Origin of the sequence: Rhizobium leguminosarum (genome assembly GCF_001679785.1) — a bacterium.
GTDB lineage: Bacteria > Pseudomonadota > Alphaproteobacteria > Rhizobiales > Rhizobiaceae > Rhizobium > Rhizobium leguminosarum_R.
In genome coordinates, this window is the sequence record NZ_CP016286.1 from 4,002,791 (window position 1) to 4,026,724 (window position 23,934).

The window sequence follows — 23,934 nt, forward strand, 5'->3', positions numbered from 1 at the left end:
GAAAATCAGACATTGAGGGAGGCGATCCATGGCTGCCAGACACAATCCGAAACGGGAAAAGCAGATCGAAAGCGCGCGCAAGATCGCCAAGGCGACAGGCGAGGCGCATCTCGATCCGGAAATTCTCTTCGGCCGGGCAAGCAATGACGATCTCGAACTCTATACACCAGAAATGCTGGCGCTCTCCGCGGTGCATTCGGCAAAGGAACTTGCTGTCTGGAACGGCAAGGCGCCCCGCGTCAGCATCGACACGATTGCCGATGTGACGCCTGATGGCATCGCCGTCTCGGTGCTTTCAGTCACCGACCATAACATGCCTTTTCTGTTTGAATCGGTCATGGGCGAAGTGACGAGCACCTATCGCGACCTGTTCATGGCCGTGCATCCCATCCTGATCATGGAAAAGGGCAAGGCGCCGACGACGTATTCCGCCGATCACCCGAGCGACCCGGCCAACCGCGTCAGCCATATCCAGCTTCATATTGCACCCCTCAACTCCACCCAGGCCGCCGATCTCGTCAAACGCATCGAAAAAGTCCTCGAACAGGTCCGCCTGTCGGTTTCCGACTGGAAGCCGATGCTTTCCAAGATCGACGGAGTGATTGCCGAGCTCGCGGCCAATGGCGCCAGCCGGAAGAAGGTTGATCGCGACGAAGCCGTCGCTTTCCTGACCTGGCTGCGCGATGAGAATTTCACATTCCTCGGCATGCGGGAATATGTCTATTCCGGCAAGGGCGCCGATGCCAGGGTCGAACGCGACAAGGGTGCAGGCCTCGGCATCCTTTCCAACCCCGATGTTCTGGTGCTGCGCACCGGCAAGGACGCCGTGACGACGACGCCTGAGATCCTTGCCTTCCTCGACGGTCCCGACTTCCTGATCGTCACCAAGGCGAATGTTAAGTCGATCGTTCATCGCCGGGCCTATATGGATTATGTCGGCGTCAAGCGCTTCGACGCGGAGGGTAACGTCACCGGCGAGCTGCGCATCGTCGGCCTTTTCACCTCGACCGCCTATACCTCGCTCGCCTCCGAAATCCCGCTGCTGCGTTCCAAGATCGAGAAGGTGAAGGAACATTTCGGCTTCGACCCGATGAGCCATTCCGGCCGCATGCTCGACAACACGCTGGAATCCTATCCGCGCGACGATCTTTTCCAGATCGACACAACGCTGCTTGCAAGTTTTGCCGAACAGATCAACGACTTGGCCGATCGGCCGCGCGTCCGCGTCCTGCCGCGCATCGACCACTTTGACCGCTTCGTCTCGGTAATCGTCTACGTGCCGCGCGAGGAATATGACTCGATCGTCCGCGAACGGATCGGCACCTATCTGAAGACTGTCTATGACGGCCGTGTCTCCGCCTATTACCCGGCTTTCCCGGAAGGCGGCGTGGCGCGCGTGCATTTCATCATCGGCCGCTCGGGCGGCAAGACGCCACGCATTCCGCAGTCAAAGCTCGAGCAGGTTATCCGCGAAATCACGGCCCGCTGGGACGACCGTTTCGAGGCGCTGGCAGGCGCCAAGGCGCCGAAGATATCGGTCGACCAAGCCTTCCAGGATTCCTTCACGCCGGAGGAAACCGTGGCCGACCTCGCCGATATCGGTGCCTGCGCCGCCGGCGAGCCGCTGCGCATTCAGTTTTACCACCGTCAGGAAGAACAGGGCCGCATCCTTTCCTTGAAGATCTTCCACGCTGGCGGCCAGCTGGCGCTGTCGCGCCGCGTGCCGCTTCTCGAGAATCTCGGCTTCAACGTCGTCAGTGAACGCACTTTCGACATCGGGGTGCCGGTCGCCGATGGAGAAAAGAAACTCGTCGTGCTGCACGATATGGAACTCGAGGCCCGCAATGGCGGTGAGATCGATCTGCAGCGTTACGGGGCCGCCCTCGAGGAAGGCTTCGTCGCCGCCTTCGCCGGCACGATCGACAATGACAGCTTCAACCGGCTGATCCTTTCGGCCGGGCTGTCGGCGCGCGAGACGAACGTGCTGCGCGCCTATGCGCGTTATCTCCGCCAGGCCGGCATCGCCTATTCGCAGGATTATATCGCCACGACGCTCGACAAATATCCCGGTGTCGCCGCTGCTATCTTTCGTCTCTTTCATGACACGCTCGACACCAGGCTTTCGGAGAAGGCCCGCGTCAAGAAGCTTGCCGAACTGCACCAGGCGATCGAGGCCGAGCTTGCCGACGTGCCGAGCCTCGACGACGACCGTATCCTGCGCCGCTACGTCAATATCGTCGATGCGACGCTACGCACCAATTATTTCCAGAAGAACCCGGATGGCTCGCCGAAACCGATGCTGGCCTTCAAGCTCGATCCGCATTTGGTGGACGGGCTGCCGCAGCCGAAACCCTTCCGCGAGATGTTCGTCTATGGCGTCGAGGTGGAAGGCGTACACCTGCGCTTCGGCAAGGTGGCGCGCGGTGGCCTGCGCTGGTCGGATCGCGCCGAGGATTACCGCACCGAGGTGCTCGGCCTCGTCAAGGCGCAGCAGGTCAAGAACGCAGTGATCGTGCCGGTCGGCGCCAAGGGTGGTTTCTATCCGAAGAAACTCCCCGTCGGCGGCAGCCGCGACGAGATCTTCAATGCCGGCCGTGAGGCTTACAAGACCTATATCCGCACGCTGCTTTCGATCACCGACAATATAGCGGGCGCCGATATCGTCCCGCCGAAGGACACGGTCAGGCTCGACGGTGACGACCCCTATTTCGTCGTCGCCGCCGACAAGGGCACAGCGACCTTCTCCGACACCGCCAATGCACTGGCGCAGGAAGCCGGCTTCTGGCTGGACGACGCCTTTGCTTCCGGCGGATCGGCCGGTTACGACCACAAGAAGATGGGCATCACCGCCCGCGGCGCCTGGGAAACCGCGAAACGCCATTTCCGCGAAATGGACATCGACATCCAGACGACGCCCTTCACCGTCGCCGGCGTCGGTGACATGTCGGGCGACGTCTTCGGCAACGGCATGCTGCTCTCTCCGAAGATCCGGCTCATTGCCGCCTTCGATCACCGCGACATCATCATCGATCCCGACCCCGATATGGAAAAGACGCTGACTGAGCGCCAGCGGCTTTTCGACCTGCCGCGTTCAAGCTGGCAGGATTTCGACAGAAACGTACTGTCGAAGGGTGCAATGATCATCTCGCGCGCAGCGAAATCGGTCACGCTGACGCCGGAAGCGGTTGCCGCGATCGGCATCGACAAGACCGTGGCCACGCCCTTCGAGATCATGATGGCGATCCTGAAGAGCCCGGTCGACCTGCTCTGGTTTGGCGGCATCGGCACCTATGTGAAAGCGCCATCCGAAACCGACACCGAAGTCGGCGACCGCGCCAACGACCCGATCCGCATCACGGCGGCGGAGGTGCGCGCCAAGGTGATCGGCGAGGGCGCAAACCTCGGCGTCACCCAGAAGGGCCGTATCGCCTATGGTCTGAAGGGCGGGCGCTGCAATTCCGACGCCATCGACAACTCGGCCGGCGTCAATACCTCGGACGTCGAGGTCAATATCAAGATCGCGCTGGCAGCCGCCATGCATGACGGACGCCTGACGCGCGCAAAACGCGACCAGCTTCTTTCCTCGATGACCGGCGAAGTGGCGACTCTGGTTCTGCGCAACAACTACCTGCAATCGCTGGCGATCTCGCTGACGGAACGCAAAGGCACGGCAAACGGCCTGGAACTTGCGCGCTTCATGACGGTTCTAGAAGGCGCCAAGCAATTGAACCGCAAGGTGGAGACTCTTCCGGACGACCAGACTCTCACAGAACGCTATACGGCCGGCAAGCCGCTGACGCGGGCTGAAATCGGCGTACTGTTTTCCTATGCCAAGATCGTGCTCTTCGACGCGCTGATCGCCAGCGATCTGCCGGACGATCCCTATTTTGCCGCGACGCTTTTTAATTACTTCCCCGTGAAGATGCAGAAGTCGAACGCCGGCGATATCGCCAGCCACCGGCTGAAACGCGAAATCGTCGCGACCGTGCTTGCCAACGAAGCGATCAACCGCGGCGGGCCAAGCTTCACCGTCGCCATGATGGACGCAACGGCGGCTTCAGCACCGGAAGTGGTGCGCGCCGCGATCGTCGCTAGAGACGGTTTCGGCCTGACCCACCTCTGGGCCGAGACGGACGCCCTGGACGGCAAGGTATCAGGCGACATGCAGAACCGCATCTACGAGGAGATCAGCCACAGCTTTATCGTGCTGACGCGCCTGCTGCTGAAAACGGGCATGACCAAGGCCGATATGGCGGAAGTGATTAGCCGGCTGCAGGCGGCCCTGAAGAAGCTGAAAACCGCCTTCGCCGGACAGGTGGCCAGCGAGGTCGCCGTGCGCCAGGCGGAGTACAGCCAGGCGGGCCTGCCCGAAAAACTCGCCGCCGACATCGCCAGCCTCCCGATCTTCGCACTGGTGCCGGAGATCATGCAGATCGCCGAGCGCACCGGCGAACCGCTGGTGCGCGCCGCCGAGAACTACATCGCCGTGTCGCAGACCTTCCGTATCGGCAGGCTGCTGGCGGCGGGCGGGCGGATCCTCACCTCAGACCATTACGAGAATCTGGCGCTTGCCCGCAGCATCGACCAGATCGCCAGTGCAAGGCGCGACATCGTCATCTCGGCCCTTTCCGATCACGGCAAGGAAAAGCTTCCCGTTCAAGCCTGGCATGCGCAGGATCGTATCCGCATCAACCGTATCCTCGAGGAGCTTTCAACCCTAAGCGACGGCGGCGATCCCAATCTCGCGCGTATTACCGTTGCTGCAGGTATCCTGACCGATCTTGCGCGCGACCGGGTGAGGTGAGACAGTCCGCGTCAAAGAAGGAGCGGATGTTGAATCGCATTGACTGGACAGGAACGCAACCGCCGAAGGCCACGGAGAAGGGCATCTGGGGGTGGATGTTCTTCGATTGGGCAGCACAGCCCTTCTTCACCGTGGTCACAACCTTTATCTTCGGACCCTATTTCGTTTCCCGCCTGACCGATGACCCGGTTTCCGCGCAGACGACGTGGAGCAACATGGCGACGATCTCCTCGGTGATCATCGCCCTGCTCTCACCGGTTCTCGGTTCGATCGCCGACCAGTCCGGCGCACGCAAACCCTGGATCGGCTTCTTCGCGATCATCAAGATCGCCAGCCTTTTCTGCCTGTGGTTCGCCGCACCGGGTTCACCCGTTCTCTATCCCGTCATTTTCATGATCTTCGCCTCGATCTCGGCCGAGTTTTCGATCGTCTTCAACGATTCGATGATGCCGCGCCTGGTCGGCAAGCACGAGGTCGGCAGGCTCTCCAACACCGCCTGGGGGCTCGGCTACCTCGGCGGCATCATCGTACTCATTGCCGTCGTGACGCTTTTGGCGGCGAGCCCTGAGACCGGCAAGACCATCCTCGGCCTTGATCCGCTGTTCGGCCTCGATCCTGCGACCGGCCAGGATGCACGCATCACCGGGCCGATCTCGGCCGTCTGGTATCTCATCTTCACCCTGCCGATGTTCTTCTTCACGCCCGATGTCGGCAAGGGTCTTCCCTTCGGCACCGCGGTGCGCTCCGGTTTGCGGGAACTCAAAAACACGCTTGGCGAGCTCAGAGAGCGCCGCGGTATCCTGAAATTCCTCATAGCCCGCATGATCTATCAGGACGGCGTCAACGGCCTGCTGATCCTTGGCGGTATCTTCGCGGCCGGCATGTTTGGCTGGGCGACGATCGAGATCGGTATCTACGTGTTTAGTCCCGGCATTTGATGGTGCATTATTTTCCTTAGAATGGAGGGAGGCACTATGGGCCAGGTTCTACACGGGAGCGCCACAACGACAGAGGCAATCCGTCGAGCAATACAAAATAGTGAAGAGAGCCTGAGAGCGCTTTCAAAGCGGTATGGGGTCAATCAGAAGACAATAGCCAAATGGAAGAGACGGACATCATTGGCCGATCTTCCGACAGGCCCGAAGGACCCGCATTCGACAATCCTCTCCCTTGAAGAAGAAGCCGTCATCGTCGCCTTTCGCAGGCATACATTGCTGCCTCTTGATGACTGCCTCTATGCCCTTCAACCGACGATCCCGCATCTGACACGTTCGTCCCTGCACAGGTGTCTGCAGCGCCACGGCATTTCACGCCTGCCGGAAGTGAAAGGCGACAAAGAACCGAAGAAAAAGTTCAAAAGCTACCCGATCGGCTACTTCCACGTCGATATTGCCGAGGTGCAGACGGCTGAGGGCAAGCTCTATCTCTTCGTGGCGATTGATCGCACGTCCAAGTTCGCCTTCGCTGAGCTCTATGCCAAAGCTGGCAAGATGAATGCCGCCCAGTTCCTGCGCAACCTGATCGCGGCGGTGCCCTACACCATCCATACTATCCTGACCGATAATGGCATCCAGTTCACCAACCGGGCCTGTGACCAAAATGCCTTCCAGCACATCTTCGACCGAGTCTGTGAGGAATACGAGATCGAGCATCGCCTGACAAAGGTTAAGCACCCATGGACCAATGGGCAGGTCGAGCGGATGAACCGGACGATCAAGGAAGCGACTGTCAAGCGCTTCCACTACGACGATCACGCACAACTGAAAAAGCATCTCGCCGACTTCATCGACGCCTACAATTTTGGGCGCAGGCTCAAGACACTAAAGGGCCTCACCCCCTACGAGTTCATCTGCAAAAGGTGGACTTCCGAGCCAGATCGATTCATCATCGATCCTATCCATCAAATGCCGGGACTAAACATCTACGGCATCATCCTGAATGTCGTTGCGATCTTCGGCTGCCTGATCGCCGGCCGCATCGACAAGGGGGTCGGTTCGAAGGTGACCGTCGTCATCAGCCTCACGATGCTGCTGCTCGCCACCATCGGTATCATTTCGACAGGACCGGGCTACACCCTGTTCGGATTGATGCCGCTGCCGACGGCAGATTCCGGCGGCCTCTTCGGCACGGCGGCGGAAAAGGCCTATATCCTCTATGGCCTGCTGATCGGGCTCGCCTTCGGGCCGGTGCAGGCTTCGTCGCGCTCCTATCTCGCCCGCAGCGTCAACATCGAGGAAGCCGGCCGCTACTTCGGCATCTACGCGCTTTCGGGCCGCGCCACCAGTTTCATGGCGACGCTGCTCTTCTCGCTGGTGACCTATATGAGCGGATCACCGCGGCTCGGAATGGCAACGCTGATCCTGTTCCTCGCCGGCGGACTGGTGCTCTTGATCCGCACACCCTATCCGGCCGATCGCGCATAGGGACGAACCTGCTCAAGGAAGAGCGCCGGCCACCGCCGGCACCCGATCAGTGCCGGAAATGGCGCATGCCGGTAAAGACCATTGCGACGCCGTGTTCGTTGGCGGCATCGATGACTTCCTGGTCGCGCATCGAGCCGCCCGGCTGGATAACCGCCGTCGCCCCTGCGGCGATCATCGACAGAAGACCGTCGGCAAAAGGCAGGAAGGCCTCTGAGGCAACCGCCGAGCCATGCGTCATCGGGACTGCAAGGCCAAGGGCCTTGGCGGCCTCTTCGGCCTTTAGCGCGGCGATGCGGGCGGAATCGACGCGGCTCATCTGGCCGGCGCCGATGCCGGCCGTCTGGCCGTCCTTGGCATAGACCACGGCGTTCGACTTCACGTGTTTGCCGACCTTGAAGGCGAACTTCATGTCTTCAAGTTCCTGCGCCGTCGGCGCGCGCCGGGTGACGATCTTGAGTTCCAGATCCTCGACCATGCCGTTGTCGCGGCTCTGGACGAGCAGCCCGCCGGAAACGGTCTTTGCCGTCAGGCCCGCGGCACGCGGATCGGGCAGGCCACCGGCAGACAACAGCCGCAGGTTCGGTTTGCGGGCGACGATCGCCTTCGCCTCCTCCGTGACATCCGGCGCGATAATCACTTCGGTGAAGAGCTTGACGATCTCTTCGGCCGTTTCGGCATCGAGCGTCTGGTTAAGCGCGATGATGCCGCCGAAGGCGGAAACGGAATCGCAGGCAAGCGCCCGCCGGTAGGCCTCGACCAGGCTCGATCCGGTGGCGACGCCGCAGGGATTGGCGTGCTTGATGATCGCGCAAGCCGGCGCCTTCTCCGGCAGGAACTCGGCGACGAGCTCGTAGGCCGCATCCGTATCGTTGATATTGTTGTAGGAGAGCTGCTTGCCCTGGAGAAGAGCGGCCGTCGAAACACCCGGACGCTTCTCGCCGGTCACATAGAAGGCGGCCTTCTGGTGCGGGTTTTCGCCGTAACGCATCTCTTCCTTCAGCGCACCGCCGATGACCCGGTGGCGCGGCGTGTCGATCGACAGCGCCTCGGCGAACCAGTTGGAGATCATTGCATCATAGGCGGCGGTGCGGGCATAGGCCTTGGCGGCCATCCGCTGGCGGAAGGCATAGGCCGTCTTGCCGTCATCTGCGGAAAGCTGCTCCAGCAGCTCGGCATAATCGGCTGGATCGGTCAGGGTCGTCACATAGGCATGATTCTTGGCCGATGCGCGGATCATCGCCGGACCGCCGATATCGATATTCTCGACGGTCGTCGGATAGTCGCCGCCGGCTGCGCGCACCTCCTCGAAGGGGTAGAGGTTGATGACGGCGAGGTCGATGCCCTCGATGCCGTGCTGTTTCATCGCTTCCTGGTGTTCGCTGTCGTCACGGATCGCCAGCAGGCCGCCATGCACCGTTGGATGCAGCGTCTTCACACGCCCATCCATGATCTCCGGAAAACCGGTGATTTCGGAAACATCGGTGACGGCAAGACCGGCAGCAGTGATCGCTTTAAACGTGCCGCCGGTCGAAAGCAGGCGCACACCTCTGGCAGACAAGGCGTGGGCGAGGTCGACGATCCCGGTCTTGTCGAAGACGGAGATGAGCGCGGTCTTGATTTCGACCTTGTCGGGGGCGGGGATCTTCTTGGAAATGACGGCCATGTAACCTTCTCCGTTCGGGCTTCGGGAGGACATCCGCAAGGGATGTTCGCATGCTGGCGCCGCGTTAGCACAGCTTTGCCGCCGCGCAAACAGGCGTCAGCGCATGACGCCAAAAAGCACGAGCCATTTTGGACGGCATCGCACTTTACTTCCGTGATGTGGATGCGATCTCGATTTTGGCCGCTCGGCTCAAAATCATCCGCTTCTAGCCTTTGCGGGACAAAAACCAGCGGATTTCGGTCTTCTCGGCAAGATCGAAATCGATCTCGATCTGGTCCGAGCCGCAGATGCCGGAGCTGTCGGCAAAGAAGATGTCCTCGGCGATCAGCACTTCATTGCCCGGCGCGGAAAACAGCCAGCTTTCGCCGTCCGGCGCCGTCAGCAGCACGGACTCCCCGTCACTCTGATGCAGGACGATCGAAGGATGGATATGAAAACGGGCGACGGCCTTCAGGGGCTCGTCACTCTCATATCCTTCGCGGACGGCGAGCCGGTCGCGGCCGGTCACGATCGAACCTGCGGCATTGAGTGTCAGCTCACGCTCGTGCAGCACCCCGAACACCCTGAGATAACCGTCATGGCTGAGCTTTATGCCGTCGCGTCCGTCTTCGGTTTCGGCACGCTCGACGGTGATTGTCCTCACCGGTTCGGTGATTGCGTGGTTCAGGAAAGGCGAGGGCGAAAAACGGCTGGACGAGGTGTCGTTGAGGATAACGGTCGAATGCGCCGCCGTCGTGCGCGCCATCTGGACATAACGGTGCCCGGCAAATTTCGGCGAACCCGAATTGACGATGAAGCGATGACGGCCGGACGACATCTCGAAGGAGAGGCTGCCGGCATGCACGGTGCGAAGCGCGCCTCCTGAAGGTGGTGTGCCGGTATCGGCAATGATCACCGTTTTTCCGCCGGAAAGCCGCTGATAGCGCGAATGCGGCAAGGCCTTGAACGGCTGACCGGCGGTCTCGTCATATCGCAGCACGGACATCAGCTCGTTTGCGAGCGTGGAGGTCGCCCCGTTGAAGAGCGCCAGGTCCCCGTCCTGATGGCGAAAGAACCGCAATGCCGGATAGATGCGGTCTATGCCGGAGATCAGCTTCTGCGGCAGGTCATGGCCGAGATTGACATAGGTCTGCCGGAGCGGCAGCAGATCGAGCAGCAATTCCAGCCCGACGCGCGGATTGCGCGACACATGGCCGCCATCCGGCAGAATCTGGCTATCGAATTCGCGGTCGAGCGCCTGCGCCGCTCTTTTGAGCGTAGAGGCGCGCGCCGGCATGGCGACGGAGGCCATGGCCAGCGCGATACGCAGCCGAAACAGCTCCAGGCCGCCGAGGGTGAACGGCGCCATCCGGTGCAGGAACCTCACCTGGAACGCCAGCGACTTCATGAAGCGGCGATAAAAGCCGCGATCGGCATTCTGCAGTACCACCGGCGAATGCGACAGCCAGGCAATAACGCGCTGGGCGGTGACGTCGGTTTCCCAGGCAATCCCCTCCATGCGACCGGCATGGATGGAAAGCCAGCTGTCGACGATCGCGCGGGCGACAGCCGAACTACGCTCCGTCTTGTTCGCCCGCATATGCCGCAGCCAGCCGAAGCTGTGAAGACGGATCGCGAAGGGGCGTGAGGGCAGGGTGAAGGTGAAGGGCGACTTCTCGTTGGTTTCCAGCATGCGCCCGGCCAGGAGAAACCGTCCGTTGAGGATCTCGTCGGCCACATGCGGATCGATGCTGCGCAGATCGGTCGGTGCGACGATCAGACGCTCCGGCACCTTGATCGAATGGCGAAAGAGCTTCAGGCGCAACAACGCGACGCGGCGCAAGGCGCGCCGCCAAGCCTCCCGAACATACATGCTCGCAAAACGCCGACCGGACTGCATATTCTATTGTCTATTGACCCTCGTGGTTAAGAATAGGTGAAAAGTGGCCGATTTCATCGTCCGCAATGAATTAATTCGTGACAAAGTTCGAATATACGCACATTGACGCGTTTCACCTGAAATCATGCGAGCGGTTTGGAGAACGGCATGCGTGACACGAGGCTATGAAGCACCTCGTATAGTGCAGGCTCGCCGCGAGCGCTCACGCCTTGCAATCAGGCCAGGCGCCGCAGCACCGCCGCATAGAAGCCGTCGAGGCCGGAGCCGATGCCGTCAGGCATTTTCAGCATGGTGGGAAGCGTGCGGAATTCACCGAGCGGCGTGATCGCCGTCTCAAGGCCCGGCCAGTCACCGGCGCCGATCGGAACGCGCTCGACCGCATCCGTATCGGAAAGAACACGGGCGACAACGTCCTCACCCTCGACAGGATCGAGCGAACAATTCGAAAAAACCAGCGTGCCGCCCGGCTTCAGCAATGTCAGCGCATGCCGCAGCAGCCGTTCCTGCAGCACCGCCAGCCTGGCGATATCCTCAGGCCCCTTGGTCCACAACACGTCAGGGTGCCGGCGTGTCGTGCCGGTAGAAGAGCAAGGGGCATCGAGCAGAATCGCGTCAAAACACTCCGCCGGCTCGAATGTCGTAAGATCTGCCGCAATCGTCTCCGCTTTGAGACCGAGCCGGTCGAGATTCGACCGCAGCCGTCTCAGCCGGTTTTCCGACTGGTCGAGGGCGGAGACCACGCCGCCGGCAAGGATGAGCTGCGCCGTCTTGCCGCCGGGTGCGGCACAGAGATCGGCGGTACGTCTGCCCGAGAGCTCGCCGAAAAGCTTCGCAGGGATGCTTGCCGCTGCATCCTGCACCCACCACGCGCCCTCGTCGAAGCCTTCGAGCGAGGGGATACCGCCGTCGAAGGCGGCGAGACGCACGCCGCCCGTGGGCAGGACGACGCCGTTCAGCCGCTTCGCCCAGCCTTGGGGGTCGGACTTGACGGTCAGATCGATTGCTGCCGGTTCGAGCTGGGATTCCGAAATTGCCAGCGCCGCGTCCCGGCCATAGGCCTTTTCCAGCCTGGCGATGAACCAGGCCGGCATCGGCGCGACCTTGCCGATCTCATCGAGAACCTGTTCCTTCTCGCGGCCGAGCCGGCGAAGAATGGCATTGACCAGCTTGGCAAAACGGCGATTGCGCGGATCCTGATTGGCCTGCTCGACGGCGAGATCGACGGCAGAATGATCCGGGACGTCGAGATAGAGGATCTGCGCCGCCCCGATTGCGAGCACGTGATGCAGCGCCCTTGCGCCCTCCGGCAGCGGCGAATCCAGCAGCCCGGCAATCGCGGCATCGATGCGCGGCAGGTGGCGTAGCGTCGTGTTCAGGATGGCGCGGACGAGCGCCCGGTCGCTTTCGCCGAGCGCCCTATAGGCCGGATTGCCGTGTTCATGATCGAGAGCACCGTCGAGCGGCAGCTTGCGGTCGACGACGGCAGCGAGAATTTTCGCCGCCGCGGCCCTGGCCTGCAGGCCGGGCTTTGCTGGAGCAGATCGCTCGGTGGAGGGCTTATGCTTGCGGAATGGCTTCTTCGTGCCGTCTGAATTCAAGACCACGGACCTTTTGGCGGTTGCGAACCACCGCGACCAAGACCCGTATCCGGAACAGAGCGCGATTTGCGCGACGGATTAGCAGCACGAGCAGGCTGCGTCGAGACATTCATGCCGCCTTGCGCCATGTCGTGCAGCGCGGCGATGCGGTTTTCCGTGTTCGGATGCGTGGAAAACAGATTGTCCATGCGTTCGCCGGAGAGCGGATTGATGATGAACATATGCGCTGTCGCCGGGTTGCGCTCGGCATCCTCGTTCGGCACATGGGCAGCGCCGCGCGCGATCTTGCCGAGCGCCGAGGCAAGCCAGAGCGGATTGCCGCAGATCTCGGCGCCGCGGCGGTCGGCCGAATATTCGCGGGTGCGGCTGATCGCCATCTGCACCAGCATGGCGGCGAGCGGCGCCACGATCATCGCGACGATGACGCCGACGAAGCCGAGAGGATTGCTGTTGTTCTCACGGTTGCCGCCGAAGAAGAAGGCGAAGTTGCCGAGCATGGAGATCGCGCCGGCGAGCGTTGCCGTGATCGTCATCGTCAGCGTGTCGCGGTACTGGATGTGGGCCAGTTCATGCGCCATCACGCCTGCGACCTCCTCGGCAGATAAGGCGCTGAGCAGGCCGGTCGAGGCGGCGACGGCGGCATTATCGGGATTGCGGCCGGTGGCGAAGGCATTCGGCTGCGGGCTGTCGTAGAGATAGACCTTCGGCATCGGCAAGCCGGCATTGCGGGCGAGATCGCGCACGATCGCAAAGAATTCCGGCGCGTTGCGCTCATCGACCTCCTGCGCGCGATAGGCCGAAAGCACCATGCGGTCGGAATTCCAATAGGAGAAGAAATTCATGCCGGCGGCAATGACGAATGCGATCATCATGCCGGCCCGACCGCCGATCAGGAAGCCGATAAACATGAAAAGCGCCGTCATGAAGGCAAGCAACATGGCAGTGCGAACGAGGTTCATGGCGGATCTCCATCTCCGATTTCGGCGTCACAAGCTTTCAATCCCGGCACCGGCACATTATGATTTGGTTATTCATCAGCCATTTTCAATATTTCCGGCAGGAGACGGCCATGCAGGACGCCGATAACGACAACAGCGAAACGCCGACGGCCGAGGGATCCGAGCCGCCGCGCAAGATGCTGTCCCCGGCTGCCAGACGCGCCCTTGCCGAAGCCGAGGAGCGGCGAAAAAACCAGAAGCCGCTGGAGCTACCGCCGGAGATCGGCGGCCGCGGCGGAGCTGAGCCGGCGCGTTTCGGCGATTACGAAATCAATGGCAGGGCGATCGATTTCTAAGCCGATATTGCTATTGGCTTCTCCGGCCGCAGCAGAATGGAGTTAAGAATCCGGCTAACTACATCTTAAGCGACAAGTATTTCAGCCACATCTAGCGGGCGTGCTCGCCGGTGTTCTCAGGGCTTCGCCCGTAAACATGCTTGGATGCCGCAAACCACGCATCGAATACGCGGAAACAAAAGAGCCGTCCCGGAAGCCCGAAAGGGGACCGGAACGGCTCGGTCTATCAGGCGGTCGCCTTGTTCTGCCGATTGGCGATCAGATCGTCGACGACTGCCGGATCGGCAAGCGTCGAAGTGTCGCCGAGCGCACCGAAATCGTCTTCGGCGATCTTGCGCAGGATGCGGCGCATGATCTTGCCGGAGCGCGTCTTCGGCAGGCCGGGCGCAAACTGGATCTTGTCGGGCGCGGCGATCGGGCCGATTTCGGCCCGCACATGTTTCACCAGTTCCTGGCGAAGCGTATCCGATCCCTCGTGACCGGACATCAGCGTCACATAGCAATAAATGCCCTGGCCCTTGATCGGATGCGGATAACCAACGACCGCGGCTTCCGAAACCAGATTATGCGAGACGAGGGCGGATTCCACCTCCGCCGTGCCGAGCCGGTGGCCGGAGACGTTCAGCACGTCGTCGACGCGGCCGGTGATCCAGTAATAACCGTCCGCATCGCGCCGGCAGCCATCGCCGGTGAAATACTTGCCCTTGTAGGTGGAAAAATAGGTCTGGATGAAGCGCTCGTGATCGCCATAGACCGTGCGCATCTGACCCGGCCAGCTGTCGGTGATGCAGAGATTGCCGTCGGCCGCGCCTTCCAGCACCTTGCCTTCATTGTCAACCAACTGCGGCTTGACGCCGAAGAACGGGATCGTCGCAGAACCGGGCTTCAGATCGGTGGCGCCAGGCAGCGGCGTGATCATGTGGCCACCGGTCTCCGTCTGCCACCACGTATCGATGACAGGGCAACGCTTGTCGCCGACGACATTGTAGTACCATTCCCAAGCCTCGGGATTGATCGGCTCGCCGACCGTGCCGAGCAGGCGCAGCGAGGAGCGCGAGGAGCGCGTGACGAAGTCGTCGCCGGCACCCATCAGCGAGCGGATCGCCGTCGGCGCCGTATAGAAGATGTTGACCTTGTGCTTGTCGATGACTTCCCAGAAACGGCCCTGGTCCGGGAAGTTCGGCACGCCCTCGAACATCAGCGTCGTCGCGCAGTTCGCAAGCGGCCCATAGACGATATAGGAGTGGCCGGTCACCCAGCCGACATCGGCCGTGCACCAATAGACGTCGCCGTGATGATAATCGAAGACATATTCATGCGTCATCGCCGCATAGACGAGATAACCGCCCGTCGTGTGCAGCACGCCCTTCGGTTTGCCGGTCGAGCCGGACGTATAAAGAATAAAGAGCGGATCTTCCGCCTTCATCTTCACCGGCGGGCATTCCGCCTTCACGGTAGCAATCTCCTGGTGATACCAGAGGTCGCGGCCGGGCGCCCAGCCGGTCTTGCCGCCGGTGCGGCGAACGACCAGCACCTTGCTGACATTGACATGCTGGCGGGCGGCGATATGGATCGCCGTATCGGTATTGTCCTTCAGCGGCACCGGCTTGCCGCCGCGCAGGCCTTCGTCGCAGGTGATGACGAAAGTGGATTCGCAGTCAACGATGCGCCCGGCCAGCGCCTCGGGCGAGAAACCGCCGAAGACGACCGAATGCACCGCGCCGATGCGGGCGCAGGCGAGCATCGCATAGGCCGCTTCCGGGATCATCGGCATATAGATGGTGACGCGATCGCCCTTCTTGACGCCGTGCTTCTTCAACACGTTCGCCATCCGGCAGACATGCTCATAGAGCTCGTTATAGGTGACCTTCTTGTCGATATAGGGGTTGTCGCCCTCCCAGATGATCGCCACTTGGTCGCCATTCGTTTTCAGATGACGGTCGATGCAGTTGTAGGAGACATTTGTCTGACCGTCCTCGAACCACTTGATCGAAACCTTGCCGGTAAAGGAAGTGTTCTTGACCTTGGTATAGGGCTTGAACCAGTCGATCCGCTTGCCGTGCTTGCCCCAGAACTTGTCGGGGTTCTCGACGCTTTCCTCGTACCATTTCAGGTACTTTTCCTTATCGATCAGGGCGCGCGCTTTCACCGGCTTCGTGACCGGATAGATCTTCTCCGACATGCAACTCCTCCTCATGGGACATGCGACGGGCCGCGTGAGCTATGGCCCGGACTTGAAATCACGGCAATTCATAGCAGTTCGCATCGTCACGGCAATTAGACAAAGGTCATTTCATTTCGGAAGAATTGCAATTCTGCGACAGTGCGGTTATATAGCGCCATATTTCCCGGACATTGTGGTGACAATCCACGGACCGCGACCGGCGCGGACGATAGAAGGACTATATCCATGGCTCAAACACTGCTCATGCCGAAGGCGACAGCCATTTGGCTCGTCGACAATACGGCACTGTCTTTCGATCAGATCGCGCAGTTCTGCAAACTGCACCCGCTCGAAGTCAAGGCGATCGCCGACGGCGAAGCGGCGCAGGGCATCAAGGGCCTCGACCCGATCTCGACAGGACAGCTTTCCCGCGACGAGATTGCCCGCGCCGAGGCCAATCCGAACCACAAGCTGAAGCTTTCCGAACCGAAGGTGCGGGTGCCGGAATCCAAGCGCCGCGGTCCGCGTTATACGCCGGTTTCCAAGCGTCAGGACCGCCCGAACGCCATTCTCTGGCTCGTTCGCAACCATCCGGAGCTGAAGGACGCGCAGATTTCCCGCCTCGTCGGCACGACGAAATCGACGATCGAGCAGATCCGCGAGCGCACCCACTGGAACTCCGCCAACCTGGCGCCGATGGATCCGGTCACGCTTGGCCTCTGCAGCCAGATCGATCTCGACATGGAAGTGGAAAAGGCCTCCAAGGGCCGTCCGCTGCCGACCGCTGCCGAGCTGGGCGCAACGCTGCAATCGGCCCAGGACACCGAGCGCCTGACCCCGAGCTACGAGCGCGAGGAGGAAAAGGAAAAGGAAATCGATGCCGACGCCGTCTTCCGCAAGCTGAGCTCGCTGCGCTCGGCCCCGAAGGACGAAGACGACGATCAGTACTGAGATATCACGATCTCATGAAAAACCCCGCCGGTATGAGCTGACCGGCGGGGTTTTTGTTGCGGATTGCCTGTTTCGATTAGTTGCGGAACAGGGTGAGGATGTTCTGCGCCGAGCTATTGGCGATCGAAAGCGACTGGATGGCAAGCTGCTGCTGCGTCTGCAACGCCGTGAGCTTGCTCGATTCCTCCTCCATATCGGCATCGACCAGGCGTCCGACGCCGGAGTCGATCGAATCGTGAAGGCCGCTGACAAACGTTTCCTGCAGCTGGATACGGGTCGAGATCGAGCCGAGCGCCGAGCCGGCGGCGGTCATGGCGCCGAGAACCAGTTCGATACCGGCCAGGGCTGCGTCGAGCTGACCCTGAGTGAAACCGGTGATGTCGAGAGCATATATCGACGGCATGACGATGACGGTACCGCCATAGGTTCCGTTGAAGGCCGTACCAATGATACCGCTGCTCGTCTCGATCGCACCGGTGCTCGTCATGCCGAAAAGCACATTTCCAAGCGTGCCTGAATTGAGCACGTAGTCCGTCGTCTTGACCGAGACGGCATTGCTGCCATCGCGCACGAAGGACGAGACGACGCTCTTCGTGCCGGAGGCGCCGGCAACCCAGTTTTCGCCGGAGAAGGACGCCGATTGGGCAATGCTGAGCAACTGCTCCTGAAACTGGTCGAGTTCCTGCTGGATCTTCGTCTTGTCGACACCCTTTTCCGTGGCGGCGACGATCTTGGCCTTGATTTCGCTGACGACATCGAGCGCGCTATCCATGGCCGAATAGGCGGTATCGACCTTGGCTGCACCAAGTCCGAGCGCATCGGAGACGGCCGAAAGCGCCTTGTTGTCAGAACGCATGGTCGTCGCAATCGACCAATAGGCGGCATTGTCCGCCGCCTTTTCGACACGATAACCCGATGAAACGCGACCTTGGGTGTCCTTGAGGCTATCGTTTACGCCGCGCAAAGTCTGCAGCGCTGCCATGGCAGCGTTGTTGGTGAGGATGCTTGTCATGATCCGTTCCACAATCGTTGAGAAAGGGGCAATCCGGACTAAGCCGGTAACGGCGACCGCGTCATGCAAAGCCTGCTATGCAAGCCATTGCCGTTAACAAATGCTTGCATCAACATGGTTAACAATTCCTCAATTAGGCTTACCGAAAGTTTAATTCACATCGGCAAGGAGCCTAAACCGCGTCCGCGCAGCGCCTCGGCAATTTCCTCTAAAATCGTTGGATCATCGATAGTTGCAGGCATTTTCCAGGGTATGCCGTCGGCGATCTTCTGCATCGTGCCGCGCAGTATTTTGCCGGAGCGTGTCTTCGGCAACCGGTTAACGGTGATGGCCGTCTTGAAGGCGGCGACAGGTCCGATCGAATCACGAATCATCGCCACGACCTCTGATTCGATCGCCGTCGCGTCGCGGGAAACATGTCGTTTCAGCACCAGGAAACCGCAGGGCGCCTGACCCTTCAGCGCATCGACCACGCCAATGACCGCGCATTCGGCGACATCTGGATGACGCGCACAGACCTCCTCCATCGCCCCCGTCGAGAGCCGATGACCGGCGCAATTGATGATGTCGTCGGTGCGCGACATGATGAAGAGATAGCCGTCCTCATCGACATAGCCGGCATCGGCCGTCTTGTAATAGCCGGGAAACTCATCGAGATAGGCCGAGCGAAAACGCTCGTCGGCGTTCCAGAGGGTCGGCAGGCAGCCGGGCGGCAGGGGCAGCTTCACGACGATATTGCCGAGTGTTCCCGCCTCGAGCGGATGACCGGCATCGTCGAGCACCGCGATATCGTAGCCGGGCATCGGCAGCGCCGGCGACCCGTGCTTGACGGGAAGAGCGCCGAGACCAAGCGGATTTGCGGCGATCGGCCAGCCAGTCTCCGTCTGCCACCAATGATCGATGACGGGTATGCCAAGCATGCGCTCAGCCCATTTCAACGTCTCCGGATCGGCCCTCTCGCCGGCAAGAAACAGTGCGCGCAAATCCGGCATGGGATATTGGCGCATCAGTTCACCGTCACCGTCCTCCCGCCGGATGGCGCGGAATGCCGTCGGCGCCGTGAAGAGCACCCGCACCTGATATTCCGAAACGATGCGCCAGAATGTGCCGGCATCCGGAGTGCCGACCGGTTTTCCCTCGAAGATCAGAGTGGTTACGCCTGATAGCAGCGGGGCATAGACGATATAGGAATGCCCGACGACCCAGCCGATATCCGAAGCCGTCCAGAAGACCTCGCCCGGCTTCAAGCCGTAGATATTCCGCATCGACCAGTTGAGCGCGACCATATGGCCGCCATTGTCGCGCACGACGCCCTTCGGTTGGCCTGTCGTGCCCGAGGTATAGAGGATGTAGAGCGGATCGGTCGCCTTGACGGAGACACAGGCGATCTCATCGCCACGATGCTGCGCCATCGCCACCTCAAAATCGTGATCTCGACCGCTGACGAGATCTGCCCGAAGCTCCGGCCGCTGCAGCACCAGACAGCACTCCGGCTTCGAACGCGCGATCTCGATCGCCTGATCGACCAGTGGCTTGTAGGCGACGATGCGACCAGGCTCGAGCCCGCAGCTCGCGGTGATCACCAGCTTCGCAGCGCAATCGTCGATGCGCGCCGCAAGTTCGCTGGCGGCAAACCCGCCGAAAACGACGGAGTGAACCGCACCGATGCGGGCGCAGGCGAGCATCGAAAAGACCGCCTGCGGCACCATCGGCATATAAAGGATGACGCGATCGCCTTTGCCGATGCCGCGCTCGACCAGTGCTGCTGCGATGGCCATCACCTCCCGAAGCATCTCATCATAGGTGAAACGGCGCTTCTCGCCGTTCATTGCGCTGTCGAAGATGACCGCCGTCTCGCCGCCGCGGCCGGCAGCCACATGCCGGTCCAGGCAATTGTGGCATGTATTGGTTTCGGCGTCTGAGAACCAACGGCCATAGACGCCGTCATTCGGCGAGAACACCCGCTCCGCTGGCTTGAACCAATCGATGTCACTGGCCGCTTCGCGCCAGAAGGCTTCGGGATCGCGTTTCCAGGCCGCATAGGCCTGATGATAGCCGTTCCGCATCTGCTCCTCCCCAGGACATGCAAACCTAATCTAGGCGGCATTGAGGGGAACAGGAAGCCCGACCAAAGCAGCGTTTCAGCGCGTGCCGAAAATCGCTGATCCCACACGTACGCTGGTGGCGCCAAAGGCGATAGCCGTCCCGTAGTCGCCCGACATGCCCATGGAAAGTTTTTCGACGCCGCATTTAAGCGCGAGCTTTGCCAGCAGGGCGAAATGCGGTCCGGGATTTTCCTCGGCCGGCGGAATGCACATCAAACCTTCGATCGAAAGGCCGAGTTCGTCGCGGCAGAGGGCGACGAAGGCTGGAGTGTCGTCAGGAGCAATACCCGCCTTCTGCGGTTCGAGCCCGGTATTGACCTGGACATAGAGCCGCAGCGCCTTGCCTTGCCGCCTCATCTCCTCGGCAAGTGCGCGGGCGATCTTTTCCCGGTCCACCGTCTCGATGACGTCGAAGAGTGCGACGGCATCCGCCGCCTTGTTCGATTGCAGCGGTCCGATCAGATGCAGCTCGATATCCTGATGCTCGGCCTTCAGCGCCGGCCACTTGCCCTGGCTTTCCTGCACCCGGTTTTCCCCGAACACACGCTGCCCGGCTTCGATGGCCGGCCGGATCGCGTCCCCCTCGAAGGTCTTCGACACCGCGACGAGCTGAACGGAGCCCGCCGATCGGCCTGCTTCGCGTTCCGCGGCGGCGATCCGCGACCGCACGTCGTTCAACCGCTCTTGAAGTTCCATCGTTTTGCCTCGACATACCAGCATGAAAGGATTGGCAATGAACTAACCAGCCAACCTGTGCTTGCCAAGGCCCGCCTTCGCGAAATCGCTTGCGCGTGATCAAGATCGGACGCTTGCAGCGCCTGCGAAACTTGACGCTACGGTGGTTTCATGGTGAAGGTCTCGACCAACTCCCCTGATTTTCCGGAAATACGAATACCATGGCCACCGAACGTTATAACCCGCGCGATGCCGAGCCCCGCTGGCAGCAGAAATGGAATGAAGACAAGGTCTTCGAGACCGACAACGCCGATCCGCGCGAAAAATATTACGTCCTCGAAATGTTCCCCTATCCGTCGGGGCGCATCCATATGGGTCATGTCCGCAATTACGCCATGGGCGACGTCGTCGCCCGCTACAAGCGCGCCCGCGGCTACAACGTGCTGCATCCGATGGGCTGGGACGCCTTCGGCATGCCGGCGGAGAATGCCGCCATGGAGCGCGGCGTGCATCCCGCATCCTGGACGTACCAGAATATCGGCTCGATGAAGGCGCAGCTGAAGGCCATGGGGCTTTCACTGGACTGGAGCCGTGAGTTTGCCACCTGCGACGTCGAATATTACCAGCATCAGCAGCACCTCTTCCTGGATTTCCTGGAAAAGGGCCTGGTCTATCGCAAGCAGTCGAAGGTGAACTGGGATCCTGTCGACAACACCGTGCTCGCCAACGAACAGGTGATCGATGGCCGCGGCTGGCGTTCCGGTGCGCTGGTCGAACAGCGCGAACTGACGCAATGGTTCTTCAAGATCACCGACTTCAGCCAGGATCTGCTGGACGCACTGGATACCCTCGACCAGTGGCCGGAAAAAGTGCGTCTGATGCAGAAGAATTGGATCGGCCGTTCGGAAGGCCTGACGATCCGCTGGGAGATCGTGCCGGAAACGGCACCTGCCGGCGAGAGCGAAGTGACGGTCTATACCACCCGGCCGGACACGCTGTTCGGCGCTTCCTTCCTGGCGATCGCCGCCGATCATCCGCTGGCGAAGGATGCCGCCGCGAAGAACCCTGATATCGACGCCTTCTGCGACGAGTGCCGCCGCGCCGGCACCTCGCTCGCAGCACTCGAGACCGCCGAAAAGAAGGGCATGGATACCGGTATCCGCGTCAGGCATCCGCTTGATCCCTCCTGGGAGCTGCCTGTCTATATCGCCAATTTCGTCCTGATGGATTACGGCACGGGCGCCATCTTCGGCTGCCCATCGGGCGATCAGCGCGACCTTGATTTTGCACGCAAATATGGCCTGCCGGTGGTGGCAGTCGTCATGCCGAGGGATGGCGATGCGGCAAGCTTTGCCGTCGGCGATACCGCCTATGACGGCGATGGCGTGATGATCAATTCGCGCTTCCTCGACGGCAAGACGACCGAGGAAGCCTTCAATATCGTTGCCGACCGGCTGTCGGCCGCTTCGCTCGGCAATGCGCCGCAGGGCGAACGCAAGGTCAATTTCCGACTGCGCGACTGGGGCATTTCCCGCCAGCGTTATTGGGGCTGCCCGATCCCGGTCATCCATTGCGATGATTGCGGCGTCGTGCCGGTGCCGAAGGCGGACCTGCCGGTCAAGCTGCCCGACGACGTCACCTTCGACCAGCCGGGCAATCCGCTCGACCGTCATCCGACCTGGCGCCATGTCTCCTGCCCGAACTGCAGCAAGGATGCCCGCCGCGAGACGGATACGATGGATACCTTCGTCGATTCGAGCTGGTATTTCACCCGCTTTACCGCGCCCTGGGAAGGAAAGCCGACCGATCCGGAGGCGGCAAACCGCTGGCTGCCGGTCGACCAGTATATTGGCGGCATCGAGCACGCGATCCTGCACTTGCTCTATTCCCGCTTCTTCACCCGCGCCATGCGCGAGACCGGTCACGTCGCCGCCACCGAACCTTTCAAAGGTCTTTTCACCCAGGGCATGGTGGTCCACGAAACCTATAGCCGCGGCGCCGGCGCCAACCGCGAATGGGTGGCACCCGCCGATATCCGCATCGACGAACTCGACGGCAAACGCCGAGCCTTCCTGTTGGCGAACAATGAGGAAGTTGCGATCGGCTCGATCGAGAAGATGTCGAAATCGAAAAAGAACGTTGTCGATCCCGACGATATCATCGCCTCCTACGGCGCCGATACCGCCCGTTTCTTCGTTCTGTCCGACTCTCCACCCGAGCGTGACGTCATCTGGTCCGAAGCGGGCGTCGAAGGCGCTCATCGTTTCACTCAGCGTCTGTGGCGCTTGATTTCCGAAGCAGCCGACGCGCTCTCCGCCGTGGTACCTGCGCCGGCAACCGATGGGGAGGCGTTGTCGATCTCCCAGGCCGCCCACAAGACGTTGAAGGCTGTCGAGAACGACTATGACAAGCTCTGGTTCAACAAGGCCGTTGCCCGAATTTATGAACTCGTCAACGCGCTGGCCGCACCGATGACGAGGGTTGCGGCAGGTGAGGGTGATGCCACCTATCGCGCGGCGGTGCGCGATGCCGCCGAGATTCTGATTCAGCTCGTCTCTCCGATGACGCCGCATCTGGCTGAGGAATGCTGGGCCGCGCTCGGCAATGAAGGCCTGCTTGCCCGGACAAGCTGGCCGCGATACGACGAAACACTCGTCATCGAAAACGATGTCGTCTTGCCGGTACAGATCAACGGCAAGAAACGCGCTGAATTGACAATTTCTCGCGATGCAGATCAGAATGCCGTCACCAACGCTGTGCTGGATCTGGATGCGGTGAAGAACGCGCTGAACGGACAGGCACCGAAGAAGATCATCGTGGTTCCCCAAAGGATTGTAAACATTGTCGTTTGATATCGCTTGCAAGCTGGCCCGCAATGCCGGCATCGCCATGATCCTTGCCTCGGCGGCTTTTCTCTCCGCCTGCCAGGTCCGACCGCTCTATTCCGAGAGTTCCGGTGTCGTCGAAAAGCTTTCCTCGGTCGGCTTTTCCCCAGCAAGCAGCCGCGTCGAGCAGCAGGTGCGCAATCGCCTTATCTTCCTTGCGTCGCGCGGTGCCGGTGAAGCGGTAAACCCGCAATATCAGGTTGAGATTCGCGCTACCTCGTCTGTTACCGATACGCTCCTGACGGATTCCTCGGACACGTCGCGCGCCGGCCGTGTGACCGTCAGCGTCACCTACACGCTGCGTTCGGCGAGCGACAATCACGTGATCAAGGCCGGCAGCCGCGCTACCACGGCGCTGGTGGATTTTTCCGAACAGGAATTCGCCAAGCAGCGCGCGATCCGTGATGCCCAGAACCGCGCGGCGGATCAGGTGGCGGAATTCGTGGGAGCCGATATCGCCGCTGCCCTCAGCCGCTGAGGG

14 protein-coding genes and 2 pseudogenes are annotated in these 23,934 nt (G+C 61.1%); 8 read left to right on the top strand and 8 right to left on the bottom strand.

Features of this window, described 5'->3' with window-relative positions; all coding sequences use genetic code 11:
* Window positions 1-28 precede the first annotated feature (28 nt).
* From BA011_RS19545 to BA011_RS44855, 4 genes and pseudogenes are all read left to right on the top strand, one after another.
* Window positions 29-4,804, top strand: coding sequence for an NAD-glutamate dehydrogenase (locus BA011_RS19545; protein ID WP_065281667.1), 4,776 nt, complete (start codon window positions 29-31; stop codon window positions 4,802-4,804).
* Window positions 4,805-4,830: 26 nt separating this feature from the next.
* Window positions 4,831-5,721: pseudogene (locus BA011_RS19550) on the top strand (MFS transporter); the annotation flags it as partial.
* 57 nt (window positions 5,722-5,778) lie between these two features.
* Window positions 5,779-6,723: pseudogene (locus BA011_RS19555) on the top strand (IS481 family transposase); the annotation flags it as partial.
* Window positions 6,709-7,227 carry an MFS transporter gene (locus BA011_RS44855; RefSeq protein ID WP_151343501.1) on the top strand — a complete coding sequence of 173 codons (519 nt, stop codon included), beginning with the start codon at window positions 6,709-6,711 and terminating at the stop codon, window positions 7,225-7,227. The pseudogene BA011_RS19555 and the gene BA011_RS44855, both read left to right, overlap by 15 nt.
* Before the next feature lie 46 nt (window positions 7,228-7,273).
* Here the strand turns inward: BA011_RS44855 and purH are convergent, their stop codons facing one another.
* From purH to htpX, 4 genes are all read right to left on the bottom strand, one after another.
* A complete protein-coding gene (purH, locus tag BA011_RS19560) occupies window positions 7,274-8,890 on the bottom strand; it encodes a bifunctional phosphoribosylaminoimidazolecarboxamide formyltransferase/IMP cyclohydrolase (protein ID WP_065281668.1) in 1,617 nt (538 codons plus the stop codon).
* A gap of 205 nt (window positions 8,891-9,095) precedes the next feature.
* Complete coding sequence (locus BA011_RS19565) at window positions 9,096-10,769, bottom strand: heparinase II/III family protein (protein WP_065281669.1); 1,674 nt, start codon at window positions 10,767-10,769, stop codon at window positions 9,096-9,098.
* Window positions 10,770-10,984: 215 nt separating this feature from the next.
* A complete protein-coding gene (locus BA011_RS19570; protein ID WP_065281670.1) occupies window positions 10,985-12,373 on the bottom strand; it encodes an RsmB/NOP family class I SAM-dependent RNA methyltransferase in 1,389 nt (462 codons plus the stop codon).
* Window positions 12,364-13,326 (bottom strand): zinc metalloprotease HtpX, encoded by a 963-nt coding sequence (htpX, locus tag BA011_RS19575; protein ID WP_065281671.1) that lies wholly within the window; start codon window positions 13,324-13,326, stop codon window positions 12,364-12,366. Before htpX ends, BA011_RS19570 begins: the two co-directional genes overlap by 10 nt.
* Before the next feature lie 110 nt (window positions 13,327-13,436).
* Here htpX and BA011_RS19580 point away from each other — a divergent pair, with 110 nt between their 5' ends.
* Entirely contained in the window at window positions 13,437-13,661 is a 225-nt protein-coding gene (locus BA011_RS19580) for a DUF1674 domain-containing protein (protein ID WP_065282598.1), read from the top strand.
* Window positions 13,662-13,887: 226 nt separating this feature from the next.
* On the opposite strand, the gene acs is transcribed toward BA011_RS19580, so the two are convergent.
* Window positions 13,888-15,843 carry an acetate--CoA ligase gene (gene acs, locus BA011_RS19585; protein ID WP_065281672.1) on the bottom strand — a complete coding sequence of 652 codons (1,956 nt, stop codon included), beginning with the start codon at window positions 15,841-15,843 and terminating at the stop codon, window positions 13,888-13,890.
* 228 nt (window positions 15,844-16,071) lie between these two features.
* On the opposite strand from acs, the gene BA011_RS19590 reads away from it, so the two are divergent.
* On the top strand, window positions 16,072-16,776 hold the full coding sequence (locus BA011_RS19590; RefSeq protein WP_032984599.1) for a DUF1013 domain-containing protein: 705 nt from the start codon (window positions 16,072-16,074) through the stop codon (window positions 16,774-16,776).
* Between the two features lie 76 nt (window positions 16,777-16,852).
* On the opposite strand, the gene BA011_RS19595 is transcribed toward BA011_RS19590, so the two are convergent.
* From BA011_RS19595 to BA011_RS19605, 3 genes are all read right to left on the bottom strand, one after another.
* The gene (locus BA011_RS19595; RefSeq protein ID WP_017962612.1) at window positions 16,853-17,788 is read right to left on the bottom strand and encodes a flagellin; all 936 of its coding nucleotides are present in this window, start codon (window positions 17,786-17,788) and stop codon (window positions 16,853-16,855) included.
* Between the two features lie 155 nt (window positions 17,789-17,943).
* Window positions 17,944-19,854, bottom strand: a complete 1,911-nt coding sequence (locus tag BA011_RS19600) for a propionyl-CoA synthetase (RefSeq protein WP_065281673.1) — start codon at window positions 19,852-19,854, stop codon at window positions 17,944-17,946.
* 75 nt (window positions 19,855-19,929) lie between these two features.
* A complete protein-coding gene (locus tag BA011_RS19605) occupies window positions 19,930-20,589 on the bottom strand; it encodes a YggS family pyridoxal phosphate-dependent enzyme (RefSeq protein WP_065281674.1) in 660 nt (219 codons plus the stop codon).
* Between the two features lie 200 nt (window positions 20,590-20,789).
* On the opposite strand from BA011_RS19605, the gene leuS reads away from it, so the two are divergent.
* Window positions 20,790-23,420, top strand: coding sequence for a leucine--tRNA ligase (gene leuS, locus BA011_RS19610; RefSeq protein ID WP_065281675.1), 2,631 nt, complete (start codon window positions 20,790-20,792; stop codon window positions 23,418-23,420).
* Window positions 23,410-23,931 (top strand): LPS assembly lipoprotein LptE, encoded by a 522-nt coding sequence (lptE, locus tag BA011_RS19615; protein WP_065281676.1) that lies wholly within the window; start codon window positions 23,410-23,412, stop codon window positions 23,929-23,931. Before leuS ends, lptE begins: the two co-directional genes overlap by 11 nt.
* Window positions 23,932-23,934: the final 3 nt, after the last annotated feature.

Bases quoted from the DNA above. Each gene is read 5' to 3' on its own strand.
- acs (WP_065281672.1), bottom strand. From the start codon at position 15,843: ATGTCGGAGAAGATCTATCCGGTCACGAAGCCGGTGAAAGCGCGCGCC.
- BA011_RS19605 (WP_065281674.1), bottom strand. From the start codon at position 20,589: ATGGAACTTCAAGAGCGGTTGAACGACGTGCGGTCGCGGATCGCCGCC.
- BA011_RS19565 (WP_065281669.1), bottom strand. From the start codon at position 10,769: ATGCAGTCCGGTCGGCGTTTTGCGAGCATGTATGTTCGGGAGGCTTGG.
- BA011_RS19580 (WP_065282598.1), top strand. From the start codon at position 13,437: ATGCAGGACGCCGATAACGACAACAGCGAAACGCCGACGGCCGAGGGA.
- BA011_RS19545 (WP_065281667.1), top strand. From the start codon at position 29: ATGGCTGCCAGACACAATCCGAAACGGGAAAAGCAGATCGAAAGCGCG.
- BA011_RS19595 (WP_017962612.1), bottom strand. From the start codon at position 17,788: ATGACAAGCATCCTCACCAACAACGCTGCCATGGCAGCGCTGCAGACT.
- leuS (WP_065281675.1), top strand. From the start codon at position 20,790: ATGGCCACCGAACGTTATAACCCGCGCGATGCCGAGCCCCGCTGGCAG.
- purH (WP_065281668.1), bottom strand. From the start codon at position 8,890: ATGGCCGTCATTTCCAAGAAGATCCCCGCCCCCGACAAGGTCGAAATC.
- htpX (WP_065281671.1), bottom strand. From the start codon at position 13,326: ATGAACCTCGTTCGCACTGCCATGTTGCTTGCCTTCATGACGGCGCTT.
- BA011_RS19590 (WP_032984599.1), top strand. From the start codon at position 16,072: ATGGCTCAAACACTGCTCATGCCGAAGGCGACAGCCATTTGGCTCGTC.
- BA011_RS44855 (WP_151343501.1), top strand. From the start codon at position 6,709: ATGCCGGGACTAAACATCTACGGCATCATCCTGAATGTCGTTGCGATC.
- BA011_RS19600 (WP_065281673.1), bottom strand. From the start codon at position 19,854: ATGCGGAACGGCTATCATCAGGCCTATGCGGCCTGGAAACGCGATCCC.